Source organism: Leptothoe spongobia TAU-MAC 1115 (assembly GCF_018739885.1).
Classification (GTDB): Bacteria; Cyanobacteriota; Cyanobacteriia; order Phormidesmidales; family Phormidesmidaceae; genus Leptothoe; species Leptothoe spongobia.
Genome location: NZ_JADOES010000035.1, coordinates 1 through 19,680 on the forward strand (window position 1 = coordinate 1; position 19,680 = coordinate 19,680).

Annotated in this window: 17 protein-coding genes; 8 read left to right on the forward strand and 9 right to left on the reverse strand. The window is 46.7% G+C overall.

Features of this window, described 5'->3' with window-relative positions:
- Positions 1 to 229 (reverse strand): hypothetical protein (locus tag IXB50_RS15820; RefSeq protein WP_215609958.1); only part of this gene is annotated, 229 nt, incomplete at its 3' end.
- A 241-nt stretch (positions 230 to 470) separates the two neighbouring features.
- Between IXB50_RS15820 and IXB50_RS15825 the strand changes: the two genes are divergently transcribed.
- Together IXB50_RS15825 and IXB50_RS15830 are read left to right on the forward strand one after the other, a co-directional pair.
- Positions 471 to 908, forward strand: a complete 438-nt coding sequence (locus IXB50_RS15825) for a hypothetical protein (protein WP_215609959.1) — start codon at positions 471 to 473, stop codon at positions 906 to 908.
- Positions 909 to 967: 59 nt separating this feature from the next.
- Entirely contained in the window at positions 968 to 1,294 is a 327-nt protein-coding gene (locus IXB50_RS15830) for a hypothetical protein (protein WP_215609960.1), read from the forward strand.
- 193 nt (positions 1,295 to 1,487) lie between these two features.
- Here IXB50_RS15830 and lanM read toward each other — a convergent pair whose 3' ends face one another.
- The 7 genes from lanM to IXB50_RS15865 all read right to left on the reverse strand — a co-directional run bounded on the left by lanM (position 1,488) and on the right by IXB50_RS15865 (position 7,626).
- A complete protein-coding gene (lanM, locus tag IXB50_RS15835) occupies positions 1,488 to 3,521 on the reverse strand; it encodes a type 2 lanthipeptide synthetase LanM (protein ID WP_215609961.1) in 2,034 nt (677 codons plus the stop codon).
- 112 nt (positions 3,522 to 3,633) lie between these two features.
- The gene (locus IXB50_RS15840; protein ID WP_215609962.1) at positions 3,634 to 4,770 is read right to left on the reverse strand and encodes a 2OG-Fe(II) oxygenase; all 1,137 of its coding nucleotides are present in this window, start codon (positions 4,768 to 4,770) and stop codon (positions 3,634 to 3,636) included.
- Between the two features lie 45 nt (positions 4,771 to 4,815).
- A complete protein-coding gene (locus tag IXB50_RS15845) occupies positions 4,816 to 5,409 on the reverse strand; it encodes a hypothetical protein (protein WP_215609963.1) in 594 nt (197 codons plus the stop codon).
- A 109-nt stretch (positions 5,410 to 5,518) separates the two neighbouring features.
- Entirely contained in the window at positions 5,519 to 5,701 is a 183-nt protein-coding gene (locus IXB50_RS15850; protein ID WP_215609964.1) for a hypothetical protein, read from the reverse strand.
- Positions 5,702 to 5,782: 81 nt separating this feature from the next.
- Entirely contained in the window at positions 5,783 to 5,968 is a 186-nt protein-coding gene (locus tag IXB50_RS15855; RefSeq protein WP_215609965.1) for a hypothetical protein, read from the reverse strand.
- Positions 5,969 to 6,006: 38 nt separating this feature from the next.
- Entirely contained in the window at positions 6,007 to 6,195 is a 189-nt protein-coding gene (locus IXB50_RS15860) for a hypothetical protein (RefSeq protein WP_215609966.1), read from the reverse strand.
- Positions 6,196 to 6,363: 168 nt separating this feature from the next.
- The gene (locus IXB50_RS15865; RefSeq protein ID WP_215609967.1) at positions 6,364 to 7,626 is read right to left on the reverse strand and encodes a hypothetical protein; all 1,263 of its coding nucleotides are present in this window, start codon (positions 7,624 to 7,626) and stop codon (positions 6,364 to 6,366) included.
- A 626-nt stretch (positions 7,627 to 8,252) separates the two neighbouring features.
- Between IXB50_RS15865 and IXB50_RS15870 the strand changes: the two genes are divergently transcribed.
- The 4 genes from IXB50_RS15870 (at position 8,253) to IXB50_RS15885 (ending at position 13,895) form a co-directional block, all read left to right on the forward strand.
- Positions 8,253 to 9,197, forward strand: a complete 945-nt coding sequence (locus IXB50_RS15870) for a hypothetical protein (protein ID WP_215609968.1) — start codon at positions 8,253 to 8,255, stop codon at positions 9,195 to 9,197.
- Positions 9,198 to 9,269: 72 nt separating this feature from the next.
- A complete protein-coding gene (locus IXB50_RS15875) occupies positions 9,270 to 10,613 on the forward strand; it encodes an AAA-like domain-containing protein (protein WP_246564576.1) in 1,344 nt (447 codons plus the stop codon).
- Complete coding sequence (locus IXB50_RS15880; protein ID WP_215609969.1) at positions 10,613 to 12,988, forward strand: CHASE2 domain-containing protein; 2,376 nt, start codon at positions 10,613 to 10,615, stop codon at positions 12,986 to 12,988. Before IXB50_RS15875 ends, IXB50_RS15880 begins: the two co-directional genes overlap by 1 nt.
- A 94-nt stretch (positions 12,989 to 13,082) precedes the next feature.
- Positions 13,083 to 13,895: a DUF928 domain-containing protein gene (locus IXB50_RS15885; RefSeq protein WP_215609970.1), complete on the forward strand. Its 813-nt coding sequence runs from the start codon at positions 13,083 to 13,085 to the stop codon at positions 13,893 to 13,895.
- A 128-nt stretch (positions 13,896 to 14,023) separates the two neighbouring features.
- Here the strand turns inward: IXB50_RS15885 and IXB50_RS15890 are convergent, their stop codons facing one another.
- Positions 14,024 to 15,841, reverse strand: coding sequence for a pentapeptide repeat-containing protein (locus IXB50_RS15890; protein WP_215609971.1), 1,818 nt, complete (start codon positions 15,839 to 15,841; stop codon positions 14,024 to 14,026).
- 271 nt (positions 15,842 to 16,112) lie between these two features.
- On the opposite strand from IXB50_RS15890, the gene IXB50_RS15895 reads away from it, so the two are divergent.
- Both IXB50_RS15895 and IXB50_RS15900 read left to right on the forward strand, forming a co-directional pair.
- The gene (locus IXB50_RS15895; RefSeq protein WP_215609972.1) at positions 16,113 to 18,548 is read left to right on the forward strand and encodes a CHASE2 domain-containing protein; all 2,436 of its coding nucleotides are present in this window, start codon (positions 16,113 to 16,115) and stop codon (positions 18,546 to 18,548) included.
- A gap of 180 nt (positions 18,549 to 18,728) precedes the next feature.
- Positions 18,729 to 19,631, forward strand: coding sequence for a DUF928 domain-containing protein (locus IXB50_RS15900; protein WP_215609973.1), 903 nt, complete (start codon positions 18,729 to 18,731; stop codon positions 19,629 to 19,631).
- Positions 19,632 to 19,680 lie beyond the last annotated feature (49 nt).

The window sequence follows — 19,680 nt, forward strand, 5'->3', positions numbered from 1 at the left end:
CTCTATTATCCCTAACGGGGAAGAATCTGAACTCTACACTAAATGTAGGGGGCTCCACGGGAATTCCGGAAGAGCCGGTAATTTTTTGGGAGACGTCATCCCAAAAACCTTCGATGGGCTGTGAAAAGACTGTTCCAGTCAATACACCTTTGGCATCAACAGATTTAATATTTAATGTGCCTTCAAATCCATTGCCATTAATAGTCCATTTTCCAATTGGTAAAGACATAATATTTTGTTCCTTTTGTTGTTGTGCAAATGAGAGTGTGTTCATTAGCCACTTTATTCAGCGAGAGAGAAGTTGTCGTTACAGAAAATGTCTGGTGTTATGACAGGGCTAAAAACAGACATTTTCTGTAACGACAACCATAAACTCTCTTGGCTACATTGAGAACTATCAAACAAGGATAAACGTTTGATGCTACATAACCACAACACACACACTTGAACCTACAAGGAGGATAGTTGACATGGACGAAGAACACGGTAATGATCCTGAAGCATTATTTCTAGGTGATGATCACACTGGCAAACCTTTAATGCCTAACGAGAATGATAATCCTAATTCCGGTATTGACATGGACGAAGAACAAGGTACTGATCCTGATTCACTGTTTCCAGTTGATGATCTCACTGGAAACCTTTTAATGTCTGAAAAAAATGCTAATCCTAATGCTGACTTAACTCCAAGTGATCTTGAGTTGAGCAAGGGTAGCCTTGCTGACAATGCCCTAAATGGTAGTGTTTCCAACTATGACTACTTGGAACTTATGCCCAGTTTGGGGGCTAGTTACTTGGGGGATACACCCTCTAGTTTCGATGTCTTACCTGGACTAGATAGCGTAGCCAACAATGGCTGGGTAGCTACAACACACTTTGCCGTGGCTGCACCAAATTTCACTGTTTAAATCTGACAGTAACTTGTTTTTATGGCAGTCGTAAATATTACTTAAGGAGGATGATTAAAATGGAAGAAGAACACGGTAGTGATCCCGAAGCATTATTTCTAGGTGATGATCCCACTGGCAAACCTTTATTGCCTGATGAGATCATTAATCCTAATGCTGGTATAGATTCAGGTAATCTTGAGCTAGGTGAGGCTGTCCTCGCTGACAATACCCTAAATGGTAACCTCTTTAACTATGATTACTTTGATCCTAAGCTGAGTTTAGGAGCTAGCCGAGGAGATACATCCTCTAGTTTCCAAGTCCTACCTGGACTAGACAACGTGGCTAACAGTTCCTGGGTGGCAACAACAGATTTTGCCATAGCTGCATCAAATTCCAATAGTTGATCTGACGGTCACTCGTTTCTATCGCAAAAGCTAAAAGCCAGGAGGACTTAGCATCCCCCTGGCTTCCTGTAGAGTTGATTCTTTAACCAAAGGCGCGGCCCACAGCCCCACTGCTGCTAGCCAAGGGTAATCCTAAGGAAGCTGGTTAAGCTTGTCGTTACAGCAAATGTCAGGCATTTTGGTAAACTTGTTGTTAGATAATCTCTGGTTCTGTGCTGTCATTTTGTAGTGCTGCTCGGATTAACTGACATTGCTTATTTAAGTCAGCTTTAGTGAGGTTTTGTAGACGATTTTGAACACAGCTAAAGCCTGATTGACTGAAAAAATCTTTGATAATATGTCCCTGACTTGTCCTTAAATCTCGCGAGTGGAGATCGGTGGTAAAAATAGGAATATCATTCCGTAACAGATCATCTCGTTCTGCCGCTAACACCTGTGCCAAAATAGGTGCTTTAGCTATCCCTACGGCAAGGTTATCCAACCAGAGATCGCGATCAAGGGCATCTTCTAACAGGTCAGGATGGAAACTTTCCCACCATAGCCGGGCGTAGAGTTGTGTTGGACGTAAAATAATGCGAGTTTCAGCTGATCTCAGTTGATGTAATGGGCTATCGTTACCCAGTAACGTTTCCTGATGGTTTAACAATCGTTGATAGACATGGGTAAATCCAGATTTAATTGCTTCAATATAGTCCTCCACGTTTACCGATTGGCCTGCCAGGGTAGGTCTGTTTTGATCCCCATCCAGGGTGACGTACTCACGTACTAATCGCATTGTATCTGTACCCTGGTCATGCCATTGGGGCATTGGCCGTGCACTTTTCTGGCCCGCACATCCAACGAGGCCACTATTCTCTACTAGAGAAGCGATTGTTTTATCTGTTTGGTGTTGAGGAAGCAGCCCAATAGAGAGTATTGATTCGCTATTCATTTGCTCTGTTAGGGCCGATGTTGGCATTGCAGATGCTTCTAATGTTGGTTGAAAGAGGGTTTCTGCATCGATCAGCATCGGATGTTCTCCTGCTGCAATCAGGTTGCCGGCATGAAAATCTGCTCCCTTAAGTACATAGAGTAATGCGAGATAGCTGCCCTGGCGTTGGTAAAAACGATGCACTTCTGCTTCCGTAGTGCAGGGTGTGGCAGGAATATACTCAGCCCAGCCATAGTGGTTGCGATCGCACACCTTAAATGTCCGAAACGATGGGTTTACTCCATGCTCATTAAGCCAACACAACCAGGTTTGGAGATGGGCTTCTAAGGCTAAAGATCGAGGTTTATAAACTAATTGAAAACCGTTGCTAAAGGTTGCGATACAGACTGATTGACCATTACGGTGGTAATCACCCATACCACTTTCCAATCGCACTAATTGTCCTGGTGCTTTTCCAGGACTTAGCTCTGTGCAAATTAGTGACCAGTCGGCGCAAAGACGCTGTAAAAAAAGAAGAGAGTTGTCCACCCATTGATCCAGAGTCTGTATAATCTGTCGGGACAGGACAGGATATTTCTTTAAAGTATTCCACGCAATATCAGGCTGTTTCAGCTGTTGGATAAAGCTACGGAAACGGGCCTCAGGTGTTTCTCCTGCTAAATTCCCTTGCCGCCGAGCCAGGTGCAGTTCCAGCACCATTGTTCGATTGAGCATCTCCATTAATCGTACGGGTAAGCCTGTCAACAAAACTGGCTCAATGGATGCTGGATCAAAGGGTAAATGGGTAGATGTTTTGGAGGCTGTTACAGCTAAGATCTGAATCTTTTGGTGTAAACGTGCCAGGTATTTAGCAAGAATTGGAGCAATCCCATACAGAAAGCTTGCTAGTTCGTCTCTCTCAAGGTTCAGTGTTTGAATTACGCTGGCAGGAAGTGTTTCCCGATTTGAAAAGGCTTGTATGAGTTCAATCAACCAGTCTGGCGAAGAATGGCAATTTTCCTGTACGGCTATAATAGATTTTCCCAATACTCGGTTTCGCTCTGATGGGCTGATACCCTCATGGGCTAGACGTGCTGAGAAGGGCTCATCTGCTTTAAAGAAAGGGCGCGTTCTCAACTTGCTTAAACGGACCTTGGCCTGTTTTTGTTCAGTTTTACTCACATTTTCTCGTATAGGTGAGAGTATCTGCAGGCGTTCTGTAAAGCTGAGTGCCTGGTACCATTGGGCATCAGGAGTCGCTTGCTTGCCAACGACGGCAATATCTAAGATTGAACATGGTGTAGTTGAGCTACGCATTGTAGAACTCTCCTATGAAGCCTGAGATCAACTGTTGGTGTAGAAAAAAAACTGGACGTATTTATGCGGCGTTCGCATTTATGCGGCGATTGCATTTATGCGGCGTTCGCATTTATGCGGCGATTGCTGACCGTAATGGTTTGTTGTTTTGTTTCGTGGAGTTCACCCACACTTTGTCGCGCAGCCAAAGCGTGGCAATCGTTTTTGTCCCTTCAAGTACTGGTAAACCGGCATGTATAGAATCTGGATCAATTTGCCCCTCAGCATCAACATTGTGAAAGACGACGGCCCGACCTATTTGGGGCTCAACCTGTACATCTAGTTTAGGAAAATGGGTCTGACCACCTACAAAATGATCATTCAAATATAATAAGATCGTTGAGACCCGCTGACCATAACTTTCAATCTCGTTCTGGGAGTTCTCATCCAGTGCATCGTAGTGATGTCGAAACTCTTGATTAGTCTGATACGTGGCACACTGTAGTGTTTCAAAGTACTCTGGCTGAGTGTTAAGCAATGTCGCACCGCGCTGATAAAGGCTGCTGACAAACCCATTATCTCTCAACAAATCGGCAGAAAAACTAGTGCGTTTATTGCTGAGGTGTGTTTCTCCCTTTCGCATAACGAGACTCCGTTTGTATAGAGGCTCAGCCATTGCCATCAACCGCTGGCATTCTTCGGGGGTGAGGAAATTATCATGGATCGTCACCTTAGTCTGAACGGGTCTATTTTTCTGATATAAAATTTCAGCCTGTCGCTTTTGCTCATAATCTGGTTCAATGCTGTTGGCTCCTGGTTTTACCAACAGTGTTTTTCCACTCCATGTATCCAAAAAACTAGTGATAGGCACTACTTGCCAGCCTTGGCCTGGATGCAAATAGTATATTTGTTTAGCTTGGCAGCCAACTAATAAAACAAATTGACCATCATTATCATCCTCAGCATCATCTTCATAAATAAATGTCAGGGCTGGATATGTTAGATCCATCAGTTGTTCTGGTGTTAGCTTGAGGCCTAACGTTGTAAAATCCCATGATTCAAGAAAACGCTTGATGGCTCCAAGAGAAGGATATCCCACCATTTTAGGAAGCTGAGTCTCGATGGTGGTGTCGGTGATTTTTATATGATGCACACGAAATAGGTTTTTAACCACAGCCAGTGGGTTATCTCCCGTATATGATTGAGGAATCCACTGCAGTGACTCTGACGTGCAATCTGATATAACATCTAATAAGCTATCTTCTAGCATAGGGAAAGCTCCATGATGGAAATAATTTATGTAGGCCAATAATAATCAAACAGTCTGGGCTATTGTGTTATGTATCAAAGGGGTCCCCAGTTTATCTCTGCTGTCATATCTCAGGTGGGCGTTAGGCCCCTGTTGGTCTACGTAATGAAGAAAAGCCTGAACTTGACGCTGGCCCTGATAGGCTTCTCGCCAATGGGGCAAGAGAGTGCCCCGAAAGATCAGATAGTCTCCAAGGGCCAGATGAATCCCTTTTGGAGTCCCAGTTTTTGTCTGTAAATAGATGGGCCACGGCGATTGTTCATCTAGTTTTAGGGGAACCGTTACACTAACTTCGCAAGCAGCTCGGTCAGTATGTTTTGGCAAGACTGCCCCTTTTAGATAAATACGAGAATAGGAATAGGTTGGATAGAGGGCGAGACCAGTATATGTCTCAATGTCTGGCAACATTAACTCCAGCAAAGATTCTGTAAATATATTGCCATAGGAATAAAGGGCTTCCTGGCATTGACTATCACCCTGAGGTAAACGTGATGCTAGAGCATTATAAAAAGGTTCGGCACAAGGAACAATGTCAGACCGTAATCGATTACGAATGACAACAAAACCTTGGTTGTTAAATTTTGAGGCTAAGCAATTCATGGGGCATTTCTTTAATGAAGTAGCCCCTAAGCATAATCATAGGGGCTAAAATAAAAAGCTGAAAGAGACTTCTTCCTCTTATCGTTAGGATAACCTTAGTATGTCAAGATTATCTTGGTATGTCAGGACAACCTTGATCGGATGTGCCTGCCACTTGCTCTAACTCCTTCTCAGATAGCTCGATATAGCCGACGGGATGGGGAATCAATAGAGGTTTATTTGAGGATTCTAGATTTTCGTGATTCTGTTTTTCTTTCAACGTGTGGTTAGTCTGTTTTTGAGATATTGACATGTTTTCTCCTTTGAGAATTGGATGTTTTTAACTTCGTCCTATGAAGCCCTCTGCAAGTCAAAGAAACTAGAGGCGGTTTTGTCAGCTTCGATTCGGATGTGGACAATCTTGATCTGAAGTCCCTGCTACCTGATCCAACTCATCCTCAGACAGTTCGATATAACCGGCAGGATGGGGGATCAATAAAGGTTTATTCAAGGATTCAAGATTTTCGTGATTTTGTTTTTCTGTCAAAATTTGGTTAGTCTGTTCTTGAGATACTGACACAATTTTCTCCTTAGTCAATAAGATTCTCTGGACTGCATTTAATTATTGTTGCTCTTTGGTGGACAGTCACGATTTGACATGCCTGCTACCTGATCTAACTCCTCCTCAGATAGTTCGATGTAACCGACGGGATGGGGAATCAATAGAGGTTTATCTGAAGATTCAAGATTTTCGTGAGTATGAGTTTCTTTCAACGTGTGGTTGGCTTGTTCTTGAGATTTTGACATGGATTACTCCTTTGAGAGTTTGATGTTTTCAACTTCATCCTATAAAGTCTTTTATAAGTTGTCGTTACAGAAAATGTCTGAAGTTGTCTGGTGCAGTCGTCTTTATCTGGCAAAGAATCGTCTGAAAATGTCAGCAGCCCAAAGTCTAAACTGCTTGGACTGCCGTGGCTATCGGTAAAAACTGTGATATATAACCTGAAAAATTACTCGGGCCTGATGCCCCTCATCTTGACCTTGCACCACGATGTCGGTACCTTCCTGATAAACATTGAGATCAGGGCTGGTTACCTGACCAGTCATAGCGTTGTAAAACAGGTTTAAATCTTTTACGCCTTGGCGTGGGTTAATATCTGCCTGGTCATCGTTACCCTCATCAGCATCGTAAATACTTAGGGTGATGGGTATTTGTGTTTTATTGAGGTCAACCTTTTCTGAGACCTTGTAATAGGTAGCAACATTATCCGTATTGAGAACAGTCTCTTGCTCGTAGCTCACACCATCAATGGTTACCCGTGGATAGAAGTCTGCCTGGCTTTGATCGGCACTGTCAAAATCATCCATTGCATGAATGTGCTTGACCATCACCATCAGCTCAGCCTGGGTCACCGGGTCCGCAGAGAGGTCTATCCTGTAGTTAGGTTCATAGCTATCGCTGATTTTGCCACGGGTTTGGGTGACTTTGATATAGTAAGTGCCCGGTGCTAGACAGTCACTGTACATAAATTGAGCATCATCCTGGGGTTGTGCTTGCAACAACATCTCGCCCTCAGACGAGAGCAGTGACAACTCTACCTCACAGTTAAAATCTCTGGATGATGCCGTAAAGTAGCTAGTATTTTTTAGTTGAAATCGAACAAAATGTATCGGTTGCTCAGCATCGTTTCCATAAAAATCACCCTGTAGCGCGCGATAGCCATTGAGCCATACACGGCCATCATTATCGAGTTGATTAGCCGTTATCAGGGAGTTGGCTCCAATGTAAAAAAACTTTTCACCCTGTGCAACCCCTATTTTGAACTCATAGTTGGTTTGCCCTGGTTCAACCTGCTCAATACGTAGCAGATAGTTACCACGACCTAGCCCAGGCAGTTCTAAATAATGGGCTTTGCCGAAATTTCCTAAATCAGCCAGCTGTGATTCTGCAATCATGTCAGCCTCAGTTACGACACCATTACGGCTACTGTTTCTGAATAAGGTGAATTTTACGCGGTTGTCAGTATTTTTTAGACTGGGACGTTCTCTCAATGAAATGAGCAACCCTCCTCTTTTGTGAGTGGAAAATGAATATTGGTTAACTTCAGTCACCAAATCTTCACCTAAATATTCGTCATGGATAACCCCTAAATCAACAGTACTGATGGTTTGAGGTGTACTGAGAGGTTGTACGTTAGTTTGAGGAGATGTTTCAATACCACTGCTGGTTACAATCATGATCAAGTTTCCTAAAGAGCGAAGTGTTTTATGAAGCCTGTTAGCATTTGCCTCAGATCTCTCATTAAATCTAGGCGATAAATCTGTTGTTGTCGTTACAGGAAATGTCTGAAGAGTTCAAAAACATGTCAGGGGAGATATAAAAAAGAAGAGCTTTTACAAGAAAAAGGCATGACCAGTAGCCATGCCTTGTCAGGAGCCATATTTGATATACGATCTTAACGAGTCAGCCACTTACAAATTAGACGATTGTTTTCCATGACCCAAGTTGCGACAAGCAGAGGTTCAGGTTGAGCTGTAAACATAGATCGTTGAGAAAGAGAAGTAATAGTCTCAGTAGGTGACTCTTGAACAGTTGACAACATGATGTATTTCTCCTTATAAGTAATAGGATTTCATAGAAAACTGTTTTGAATGTGTTTTCTGTTTACGCTTACAATGTTATGCAGTCCGTTAGAACTTGTCGTTACAGAAAATGTCTGGGCTGATCAAGTTATGTTGGCTGTTTCTACAGGTTCTGTTGTTCAATGTCAGGTTCAATTCCAGACATTTCCTGTAATGTCAGAGGCCTCAACCTGACCTAAGCTATAGCCAACTAAACCCTGCTGCTGATTTCGAACAGAACGATGGCGATAGCAACCTATACTTACGAGTCCACCTGGCGAGAGTCTCGAAAAGTTAATTGGTGTGTGGATGATCTGATCGGTCCTGATAAATCCATGGACTTTAGTCGTCTATTTTTACCAGATAGCCTTGTCCGCGCAGCGGATAGCGGTTATCTCGATCTAGAGCAACAGCTCATTCTGAATCATATTCGGGCGAATAGCTATTTACATCTATTTATTTTGGTGGAGGCGTTTATCATCCCCATGGTGGTGGATCAGGTCAAGCAGATGGGCTATGGCAATATATTTGCCACCCAGGCGTTACTCGGGTTTGCGGAGGAGGAGGGTAAGCATATTTACCTGTTTCAGCAGTTTATGGCTGCCCTTGAACGGGGATTTCACCACCACTGCCACTGTGTAGGGCCGGTGGAAGACATCGCTCGGGAAATAGGGGCCTATCCACCGCTCAGTGTATTGTTGCTCACCCTCCAGTTTGAGTGGACTACCCAAATTCACTATTTAGAAAGCATTCGCCATCGTCAGGATCATCTCGATCCGTGTTTTTGTGACTTGCTAAAGTATCACTGGCTCGAAGAAGCGCAGCATACTAAGCTCGATACCCTGATGGCCTATGGATTGGTGGAGCGAATGTCAGCTGATGATGTCGATGCGGGCCTTGAGGGCTATTTTGAGCTCGTTCATAAGCTAGAACAAACCCTGATGGCCCAGGCTAAGTTAGATGTCCTTACTTTGACTGAAGTGCTGGCGAGTGCATCGACCCCAGCATCCTGCCAAATCTTGAGTAAAGATCAGCAGCAACGCCTCTATGCATCCCAGGCTCAGGCCTATCGCTGGGCCTTTCTATGTACAGGTGTGGGGCATCCCAACTTTCTGCAAGTGCTGGAGCATATTAGTCCTAATGCTAAGGAGCGGGCTATAGGGCTAACTAAGGCACTGTCATATTAAAGTTAGAAAACTTCTGCTAAGGTCAGTTCACCGAGCAGATGCCCGACGGTATAGTTAGGTTTTCAAGTCAACATGATGGATATGGAACGTGCGATCGCAGCTGCTAATCACGCCATGGTTCGTCACCTCGGACGCCACCTGAGCGACGTCGAAACCGAAATTCTTAAAGGGTCTTGGCAGGGACAAACCTATGACCAAATCGCGTCAGCATCGGGCTATTCTGACAGCTATTTGCGGCGGGATGTGGGCACTAAATTTTGGAAAGCCCTGGGCCTGGCCCTGGAGGAAACGGTCAGTAAAAACAACTTTAAAGAAGCCCTGCGTCGCTATGCAAACCAGGTGCTGCCGCCAGAGCCTGCCATTCCAGTTCCTGCCATGAGCTCTGATGCAGAAGACCTATCTGTTGCCGGTACAGTTGCCAACGATTCATACATTGAGCGGACGCCCCTAGAAACCCTCTGCCATAACACCCTTTGCCAGCCCGGTTCCCTTGTGCGGGTCAAAGCCCCCTCCTTGATGGGTAAAACTCTGCTGATGGATCGGGTCCTGACTCAGCTAGAAGCTAGGGGATTACGCACCGTGCGTCTGAGTCTAGAGCTAGCTGATCGCCAGGTACATTTTTCCAGCCTCAATCGGTTTTTGCGATGGTTGTGTATCAACATTACCCGTTCCCTCGCTCTGCCCAACGAGCTAGATGACTACTGGGATGAAGAAGGTATGGGTAGTAAGGTGAGCTGTTCTACCTATGTAGAAGAGTATTTACTCGCTAGCGGTGATGCGCCGCTGGTGCTTTGCTTAGACGATATTGATCTGTTGTTTCCTTACCCTAAAATTTACGAAGACTTTTTTAGTCTGCTACGGTCGTGGTACGAAATGGCCCGCACCCGCAGTCGTCCCCTCTGGAAACAACTACGTCTTGCCATTGTTCATTCCACAGATGTATATATCCAGCTCAATATTAATCAATCACCGTTTAATGTAGGGGTGCCCATTGAGCTTACGGAGTTTACCCCAGAGCAAACCCGGCGTTTTGCCCAACTCCATGGACTCTCTCCCTCGTTGGAACTGGCACCGCTGATGGCCATGGTGGGTGGGCATCCCTATCTGCTAGAACAGGCATTTGACTATCTTAACGCCCACCCCCATTGCTCCCTGGATGCGCTGTTGGCTGAAGCCCCGACCGAAACGGGTATCTATGCCAACCACTTGCGAGAGCATTGGATTAACCTGCGCGACAATCCTGTTCTCACGGACACCCTGCGCCAGGTGGTGAAAACCTCAAAGTCCACAACCTTAGAGTCAGTTCAGGCTCATCAGCTCCATAGTATGGGGGTGATTAGACTCACCGGCAATATTGCTGAACCCCGTTGTCAACTCTATCGGCAATATTTTCAAACCCAATTGGGAGTTGGGTAATGGACTATGGCATGGATGACGGCATGGGTGACGGCTATATTTATCAACCGGGAGGGAGTTTACCACCCAATGCCCCCAGCTATATCCCTCGGCAGGCGGATGATGACCTGTTTAAGGCTCTGTTGGCAGGTACCTATTGCTATGTTTTAACCTCTCGCCAAATGGGGAAATCTTCCCTGCGGGTGCGGACCGTGGAGCGGTTGTATGAGGCGGGGGTACGCTGTGCTGAAGTAGAACTGTTGGGCATTGGTAGCCAGGAGATTACGGCCAACCAGTGGTATGGCGGTATTATTCAAGTGCTGATTTCTAGCCTGGGGCTACGGATCAACCGTCGTCAGTGGTTGCGGGACCATGGCGATCTCTCTCCGGTACAGCGTCTGGGCACGTTTATAGAACAGGTTGTTTTGCCCCAAACCCATCAGCCGCTGGTCCTCTTTTTTGATGAAATTGACAGCGTGTTGGGGCTGAATTTCCCCACCGATGATTTTTTTGGTTTACTGCGCAACTGGCATGAGCAGCGGGCCAATCAGCCTGCCTATGACCGGCTGACGGTGGTGATGCTAGGGGTGGCCACCCCGTCAGATCTGATGCAGAATAGCCATGCCACTCCGTTTAACATCGGTCGGGCCATTGAGCTCCAGGCGTTTAGCTTAGCGGATGCTCAGCCGCTGCTCCAGGGGCTGGCGACGGTGACGGCTAAACCCAACGGGGTTCTACGGGAAATTTTGGACTGGACGGGGGGACAACCGTTTTTGACCCAAAAGGTCTGTCAGCTGTATGTGCAGGAGGCCACCCCCAGAAGTCAGGAGTCGGGGGTCAGGAGCCAGGTATTCCCATCTGTTCGCACCTTGATTCAAACTCGGATCCTTGATAACTGGCAGGTTCAGGACGAGCCCGAACATCTGCGCACGATTCAAAGTCGGCTGTTGCGCAATGTGCGATCGCCCCAGCGGTCGCTGCGTCTTTATCGACAGATTCTCAAGCGGGGGGCGATACCTGCTGATAACTCGTTTGAACAAAGGGAGCTGCGGTTGACGGGGTTAGTGACCCGGCGACAGGGGCAATTGCAGGTCTTTAATCGAATTTATGGCACGGTGTTTGATCGCGCCTGGATTGCCAGGCAACTGGCTGGGCTTGCTCCGCCGGTGTCTAACCCCCCGTGGCAGTTGCCCTGGATGGGACTGGGGGCCACAATACTGGTGCTGCTGGTGCGATCGCTAGGGCTACTGCAGCCGCTGGAGCTGGTGGCATTTGATCAGTTATTGAGATCGCAACCCCCTGAACCCGCAGACGATCGATTTTTAATCATCACCGTCAGCGAGGCCGACATGCAGTATCAAGATCGCCTGGGGATGAAGCGCCAGGGGTCCCTATCGGATGACGCCCTGCTCCAGGTATGGCAAAAAATTAAGCCCCATGATCCACGGGTGTTTGGTTTAGACCTGTACCACGATTTTCCCTTCTCTCCCGCCTTAGCCGCCCAGCTACCTCCAGATGATCGATTTATCGGCGTCTGCGAAATTGGTCAAACGGTTGAGGTGGATACCCCCGTCAGTATTCCGTCACCTCCCAACGTATCCGCCGACCAGCTAGGCTTTACCGACTTTGCCATCGATCCTGACTATCGTATTCGGCGTCAGCTATTGGGCGTCAAACGTACGGATGTTTGTGATACCGATATGGCATTTAGTTTGCAACTGACGCTGCGCTACTTAGTTTCAGAGGGGATTACCCTAGATTTTCTCTCCTCCGATTTGATTCAGTTAGGGGATCTTTTGGTCCCTAAAATTTCGCCGACAGCTGGGGGCTATCGGCTGGATCCAGAGGAGCAGGCGGGCTATCAGATCTTGGTGAACTATCGTAGCCAGAGCCCTCGCCAGGTGACCCTTAGGGAGCTACTAGAAGGGCAATTGGATGATCAGTTGGCGGAGTGGAGTCGCGATCGCATTGTTTTAATTGGTCTGGCTGAGCCCAAAGACGCTCAATTTACACCAAAACAATCAAAGCGTATGCTGGGTGTTACTATCCACGCTCAACAGGCTAGCCAGTTAATTAGTGCCACATTAGACGATCGCCCGTTGATATGGTGGTTACCTGAATGGGGGGAGGGGCTGTGGATTTTGGTGTGGACCGTGGGTAGTAATAGTGTGGTTTGGGGCATCTACTATCTATTTCGTAACAGTTCTTTGCGTAGTCGTTTTTTGCGTAATTACTCCCTGGTATGTGTTGTAGTACTAGCGGGTATGACCATGAGCTTGTTAGTTGTATGTTACCTAATGCTATTAATAGGCGGCTGGTTACCTTTAGTGCCACCCCTGTTAGCAACTGCACTTTCCCTCGGTGGCTCTAGCAATCTGACTCGTCCAAAACCTTAGTATTTCGAAGTTTGGTCTACTCTCAAGTCAATAATGCTTATTTCCTTATAGTTTTATTTAAATGTGAACCCTCTTTAAGAAAACAGAACATATCATGAGCCAAAAACTACGAGCCTTTGGATTAGTAGCTTTGCACTGTGGTTGCTTAAGTTTCTTTGCTAGCCCGGTGTCAGCGCAGCTCTTCTCTTCACCAGAGATGACGAAGCAGGCATCCGCTTTGCCTCTAGAATTTAACAACGATAATGCTCCCAGTGGATTTGATGGTCAGGGACGGCCCCGCAGTCGCACATCGGGAGGATCTCGGGGGGGCTGTGGTGATTTGTTAGTGGCCCTGTTGCCTGGCAGTGACGTGGTACAAACTACTGATGCGACAACAGCGTGTAATTTAGCTTCGGCATCAGACTTGGCGGCTACTTTAGAGAGCAATCCTACCTTATGGTTTCATGTTCCAGCTCAGGTCCAGTCAGACGTTGTCGCTGAATTGGTGTTGTTAGACAACAATGAGCAAGTTCTCTCCAGTGATATGGTTGCCTTGCCTATCGCAGGAGGCGTAATTGGCCTACAGCTGAGTCACGACCTAGAAACCAATCAGGTTTATCACTGGATCTTTTCTATTCTCAATCAGCCGAATAGCCCCTCCCAAAACCCAACCGTCGAAGGAAGTTTGCAAAGAACAATAGCTGTCCCCTCTCTGTTAGCGGCGTTGAACACTGCCCAAGGGGCACCCTCTCGGATCCAGGCATTGGCTCAATACGGTATCTGGCACGATGCGCTCCATGGGTTAGCCTTATTATATCAAGCTGAACCCAACAATATTGCGATACAAGACGACTGGGCTAGCCTGCTTAGTTCTGTTGGTCTAGAGGAGATCGCAGAAGAGAAACCGGTAGATTGTTGTTTGAACTAAGGTTGCGCTAAGAGAGTTGTGTTATACCAAACCCGAATTTATCAAACCCAATTAAAAATGGACAATCCTGTAGGGGCACTCCCTTGTGGATGCCCTTCAATACCGGGTGCTATTAGCAGGATTTCATATTAGTGGGCAACCAGGGTTGACGGTTGCCGTGGCTGAAAAATTTGGCCAGCGCTAATGGATATGAGCACACAGACGATGCGTTCAAGCTCTATTCTTTCCAGGGTTTTACTAAAATCTGTGGGAAATTTTTCGAGTAACCAGTTGAGGGTCACCAGGCGATGGTTGGGAGCCACCTGTTGATTCGTTATCAGGACTGCTGCTGCATCGGTCACTTTAATCATCAGGGTCAATAGCTTCTGACAATAGGCATCCCAGAAAGTGACGCGAAACGCTGGCTGTCTTTTTTGGCGAAATATCTGTTTGGGATCAACCATCAGAGCAGCGCCGATTTCCTTGGGCGTCATGCCAAATAAAAGCAGATGAATAATCTCACTTTGGCGGACGGATACATTGGGTGTGCCTTGATCGTCGAGGAGGATGGAAAATTGCTTGATCCAGCAATGCACTAACCATAGGCGATATTTTGGCGTTAACTCTGTATCGTTAGCCCAACTAATGAGGGTGGTGATAGATAGTCTGATTAGGTCCAACAGTTTGTTAAAGAATGTGCGCCAATAGATGGTGCGAAAACTGGACTGATGTTGATATTGATTGATCAACCCTGGTTCAATGTGCATGAGTCTGGTAATTGTTGAAGATGGGATACCAGAGAGCAACATGTCAATGATTTTGGTCTGAATGGGGTCTACATTTTTGTCCGTGACTCTTTTTGAGTTGCGGTGATGAATGGCATTGCCCAACTCGTGAGAGTTCTCTGTTTTGAATAACGCTTGGCCGGATGTGGGTATTCGATATCTGGGTCCTTGTTGCCCCTGGGCCATAGTGGTTAAGATGCCCATTAGGGTAGCTTTGTCTCGTCGTTCTCGGTCAATGTGAAGTTGGGCAATTTCAAAGGAATGCCCTTGCGATCGCAACTGTCGTTTATATTGTGTATTTAATGCTTGCAGCTTAATGGCATAGAGTTCTTTTACCTGTCGTTTAATCTCAGTAGTATCCGCATCGGGAGACATTTCCATGCGCACAACAAAAGCCCCACCCCGTCTTTTTTCAATTGCCTCGATGGCGAGAAAGAGATCTGCACATTGTTGCCGCAGTGTTTGGAACGTTTGCAGGAGAGCTTGCCAGTCAATGCTGTCTTTAAAGTTAAGGTTGACTATCCCCATAGTCTGCTGAAAGATTCTGGCAAATTCACCAGACTTGAATGTGCCAGTTTTGGGGCGACGGTCTTTTTGAAAGCCTTTGAGATAGACATACTCACAAATGATCCCAGTCAAGATCGTGGCGTTGCTGGGGTGCCATCCCTTGATACAAGCGCCAGTAAACATGGCCTTTGAAAAGATGGTGCCAATCACTTGGGTGTTAACCAGCCAGCTATCACTCAAATTAGCTCCAGTCAGGTTGGCATCATTTAAGTTAGCCCCACTGAGGTTAGCTTCACTTAAATTGGCCCCACTGAGGTTAGCTTCACTGAGTTCTGAGTCGGGCAAGTTGGCTCTGCTCAAGTTAGCTCCACTGAGTTCGGTCCGTCTGAGTCGGATACCGCGCAGCCTGGCTTTACGTAGGTTTACCCCGCTGAGGTCAGCATCAGGTAAGTGGGCTCCACTAAGATCCGCTTTATACAAATTGGCCCCCCGCAGATCTGCTTTGTCCAATCTGACTTTACGTAACTTAGCCCCACTTAAATTCACACCACTCAGCTGGGCCGCAAAAAGTGCGGCTCCATTTAACTCGGGTCTGATCTTAGGATGCCTTAATCTCCATTGGTTCCAGCTCTGTACACCCTGCTGTAGCCGCTTTAAATGCTCTACATTAGCCACGACGTTGCCCCCAACTTTTAAAGAACTCCGTAAGCTTATTGTCCTTACCAGAGGGGGGCTCTTGCAATATAACTGTTATTAAGAGTAATAAGCCTGCAATCTGTTTAAGGGAATGTCTTTAGACTTGAACGTTTGGTTTTGAACAGATAGAGCTATGTCAAAGCTAAGGGATTTAGTTTGCAGATTTCTTTAGACGCTCAGCAGGTCACCGAACAGTTTAAGGTTTAAACCCACTTAGGGGTTACCCCCACCCCTGCTTTGAGGATTGCTTATGGAACCACTTGTTATTTTGAATCTAGGCCAGGGAGACTGTCGTGCCGGTTTACCCAACATTACGGCTCAATTGTGGTTAACCGGTACGACGGGGGCGATTAAATGTGTTGGATGGCTGCCTCCAGCGCCCACCTTGCCTGACATATATCAACGCTGGCAACGGCTCTATCAAGCTCTGCACCATCGCCTATCATGGCAAAATAGTTCATCGACACGGGCCTTACAATTTGATCTGACCACTCCTATCCATGTATCATCCGTCGACTTTGACCAGCTCTGTCAACAACTGCAATCAACTCTGAATCAGTGGCTCAATTCTGAAGGATTTCAAAGCATTGATCGACAGTTGCGCACCAAATTATCCACTGCGGAACCGGTTCGAATCATTGTGGAAACCGATGATCCGTTCCTGCAGAGCCTACCGTGGCATCTTTGGTCATTTTGTGACGACTATCCAGCCACTGAGGTGGCCATTGGCACCCAAGAATATAACTATGCTACTGGTCCTCAGTCCGCCTCGGCGCAAAAATCCATGGCATCTGTTAGAGTGCTTGCTGTCCTGGGCCATGGGGAGGGCATTGATGTCCAGAGAGATATCGCCATTTTGCAACAACTCCCAGGAGCAACAATACAGCTTTTGTCGGAGCCTAGTCGTCCAGAACTTGATCAGTGGCTGTGGGATACCGACAGTTGGGATATTCTCTTTTTTGCTGGTCACAGCACCAGTAAGTCAGCAGACCAGCAAGGTCGATTGTTTATCAATCCCACAGAATCTGTATCCATTGCCCATTTGTGCAATGCCCTAAAAACAGCAATTTCTCGTAGATTAAAATTAGCTATCTTTAATTCTTGTGATGGTATGTCCCTGGGACGTGCCTTGGTGGCTCTTAACATTCCTCAGCTGATTGTAATGAGGGAACCTGTTCCAGATCGGGTGGCCCATCTATTTGTAAAAAATTTCTTGCAAATTTTGGCAGAGGGTACCCCCCTCTACTCATCGGTACGTATCGCTAGAGAACAGCTGCAAGGGCTAGAGGGACAATTTCCCTGCGCCAGCTGGCTACCGGTCATTTTTCAAAACCCTGCTGAAACGCCATTTCAATGGCCTCGGCCTAAAAATGTGCTCACCTCTGATGCCCCTGGACCCTTATGGGTAAGACTGTTCAAGGGAGCACAGCCGCCACCCTCTAGAGCCGTAAACTGGCAGCGGGTAATGGCTACTAGCCTTTTAATCACATCCCTGATTATGGGGCTCAGGTTGGTAGGACGATTAGAAACTATAGAACTGCGTGCCTATGATCAATTAATGCGATCGCGCCCGCCACAGCCACCAGACGATCGGCTTCTCCTGGTGACCATTGATGAGACAGATATTAGACAGCAATCTCCCGACGAACGGCGCGGAGCTTCCATTACCGACGCTAAACTAGACGAGTTGCTGACAACATTAGCCGCCCATGAACCTCGGGTAATTGCCCTGGATCTGTTTCGAGACTTTGCTGCCGATGCCAAGTATCCCAATCTCGTCAACAGCTTACGCACCAATGACCGCTTAATCACTATCTGCAGTTTTGGTGAAACCAGTGTAGGGGCAGGCATTGCCCCTCCTCCTGAACTACCCCAGGCAACCATAAAGCAGCGTGTTGGTTTCAGCAGCAGTATTCCGGATCGCGATGACACAATTCGGCGAGCTGTCCTGATGGAAACATCACCAGCAGATTCTAGCTGTCCTGCAGGGTTGTCCCTGGGGTTTTTAGCTGTTTTACGATACTTAAAGGATGACAATATTTATCTTAGCTGGACTGATGAGAACCGACCAAAACTGCAGATTAACCAGGTGATCCTAACGCCGCTAGACAATCATACCGGCGGATACCACACCATAGATGACTATGGTCACCAAATTATGATCAATTTTCGCCCACAGGCCCAGTCCGCCAAAGGGATCCAGGTGGCCCAACAGATTTCACTCGAAGAATTACTCAACAACCCCGTTGATCCCCGATTGATCAAAGACCGAATAGTTATTATTGGTAACATTGATGCCAGCTTTAAAGATTTTCACCGAACTCCCTACACCCAAAGTCATCGTGAAAAAACGTCCGGTGTAGAAATTCATGCCCATATAGCTAGTCATATCCTCAGCGCTGTTTTAGATAACCAGCCCTTGGTATGGACCTGGTCCCAATGGGGGGATGGGCTGTGGGTGTTAGGCTGGGCATTTGGTGGTGGTGTGCTTGTGGGACAGTTGAGGTTTTGGTTTCGAGGGGTATTGGTCACAGGTAGCCTGGTTATACTGTTATATGGTTCATGCTACATCGTGCTACTTCTAGGGGGATGGCTTCCCTGGATCCCGGCTTTAATGGCCCTAATGGGTACTGTCGCTGTGGGTGAGTTGCCGCTAAAATTGACAACTGCACATGTTAAAGAATGATGTCTTTTTTTATACTAACTATCCGGATTCGTTGATTAGAACTAAGGAAACTGTCTGTATGTATTGCTATATCCTAATCGCGATCAATTAGAAAAATGTTTAGCTGAATGCTTGGAACCTTCAATTTGTCCTAGTACCTTCAGGGTCTTGAAAATGTTATGCAACAACTAGGGGGAAGTCATGTTCAAACAGTTTTTGTCTAGCGGTAATCACCCCCCACGGATTAGAGCGAAAGGGATCATTGGTTTATGGATTGCAGTCTTTATCAGCTGTGGTATTGCTCCCGTCGAGGCCCAGGTTTATGGGCGAGATAACCTGGCTAATCAGGTCATTTCTTTTAAGCATGATCCCATTCAGTTTATTCCCCAAACACCCTCTGGAGGGGAACGCGGTAGTACCGGTCGGAAAGTTGATTTGGGTACCCGTGGTCCATGCTTATCTGCCCTCAGCCCTGAGCATGGTTACCTGACCGCATTGATTCCTAAGGGCGAGGTGGATTTTACAGTTTCAGAAAAACCAACGGTTTGGGTGTATGTTCCTGATACTGCCGAGGATATTAGTCGGATGGTATTAACCCTTAAAAATAGACGCACCTGGCAGGTACATAGTTTTGACCTGGAGGTGAGTTCGTTCTCTCCAGGAGTGATTCATATCCCCTGGCCAAGCACCATGGTACCTCTTGCGGTTGGAGATACCTATGATTGGGCGTTAAGCATTTTCGACGGTTGTGAAAGTGTCAATGGTCCATTAGAACGATTTGTCGAGGGGAGGATTCAACGTCAGTCCCTCAGTCCAGCCCTGGAGCAACAGCTGAGTCAGGCCTTGTCCCAGCGGGATCAGGCAGTAGCCTATGCCCAGCATGGCATTTGGTATGACGCCCTTAAGCATTTGGGAGAAGCGTATCGGGCAGATGCTCACAACTCTCAGCTGGCATTGGATTGGCAGAGTTTACTCACAGCCTTAGATCTGGATTTAACTGATTACGGTATTCCCGTTGATGCCTTTAACTCTACAGTGTTAGGGGTTCAACCTTTACTGGATTGCTGTCGAGAGAGCCCTGCTCTGATTAATTCAGAGCCCTAACGGCCAACTGTCTTACGCCAAAATTATTTCTAATACCTACTCTTCCATG

Bases quoted from the DNA above. Each gene is read 5' to 3' on its own strand.
- IXB50_RS15825 (WP_215609959.1), top strand. From the start codon at position 471: ATGGACGAAGAACACGGTAATGATCCTGAAGCATTATTTCTAGGTGAT.
- IXB50_RS15830 (WP_215609960.1), top strand. From the start codon at position 968: ATGGAAGAAGAACACGGTAGTGATCCCGAAGCATTATTTCTAGGTGAT.
- lanM (WP_215609961.1), bottom strand. From the start codon at position 3,521: ATGCGTAGCTCAACTACACCATGTTCAATCTTAGATATTGCCGTCGTT.
- IXB50_RS15840 (WP_215609962.1), bottom strand. From the start codon at position 4,770: ATGCTAGAAGATAGCTTATTAGATGTTATATCAGATTGCACGTCAGAG.
- IXB50_RS15845 (WP_215609963.1), bottom strand. From the start codon at position 5,409: ATGAATTGCTTAGCCTCAAAATTTAACAACCAAGGTTTTGTTGTCATT.
- IXB50_RS15850 (WP_215609964.1), bottom strand. From the start codon at position 5,701: ATGTCAATATCTCAAAAACAGACTAACCACACGTTGAAAGAAAAACAG.
- IXB50_RS15860 (WP_215609966.1), bottom strand. From the start codon at position 6,195: ATGTCAAAATCTCAAGAACAAGCCAACCACACGTTGAAAGAAACTCAT.
- IXB50_RS15865 (WP_215609967.1), bottom strand. From the start codon at position 7,626: ATGATTGTAACCAGCAGTGGTATTGAAACATCTCCTCAAACTAACGTA.
- IXB50_RS15870 (WP_215609968.1), top strand. From the start codon at position 8,253: ATGGCGATAGCAACCTATACTTACGAGTCCACCTGGCGAGAGTCTCGA.
- IXB50_RS15875 (WP_246564576.1), top strand. From the start codon at position 9,270: ATGATGGATATGGAACGTGCGATCGCAGCTGCTAATCACGCCATGGTT.
- IXB50_RS15880 (WP_215609969.1), top strand. From the start codon at position 10,613: ATGGACTATGGCATGGATGACGGCATGGGTGACGGCTATATTTATCAA.
- IXB50_RS15885 (WP_215609970.1), top strand. From the start codon at position 13,083: ATGAGCCAAAAACTACGAGCCTTTGGATTAGTAGCTTTGCACTGTGGT.
- IXB50_RS15895 (WP_215609972.1), top strand. From the start codon at position 16,113: ATGGAACCACTTGTTATTTTGAATCTAGGCCAGGGAGACTGTCGTGCC.
- IXB50_RS15900 (WP_215609973.1), top strand. From the start codon at position 18,729: ATGTTCAAACAGTTTTTGTCTAGCGGTAATCACCCCCCACGGATTAGA.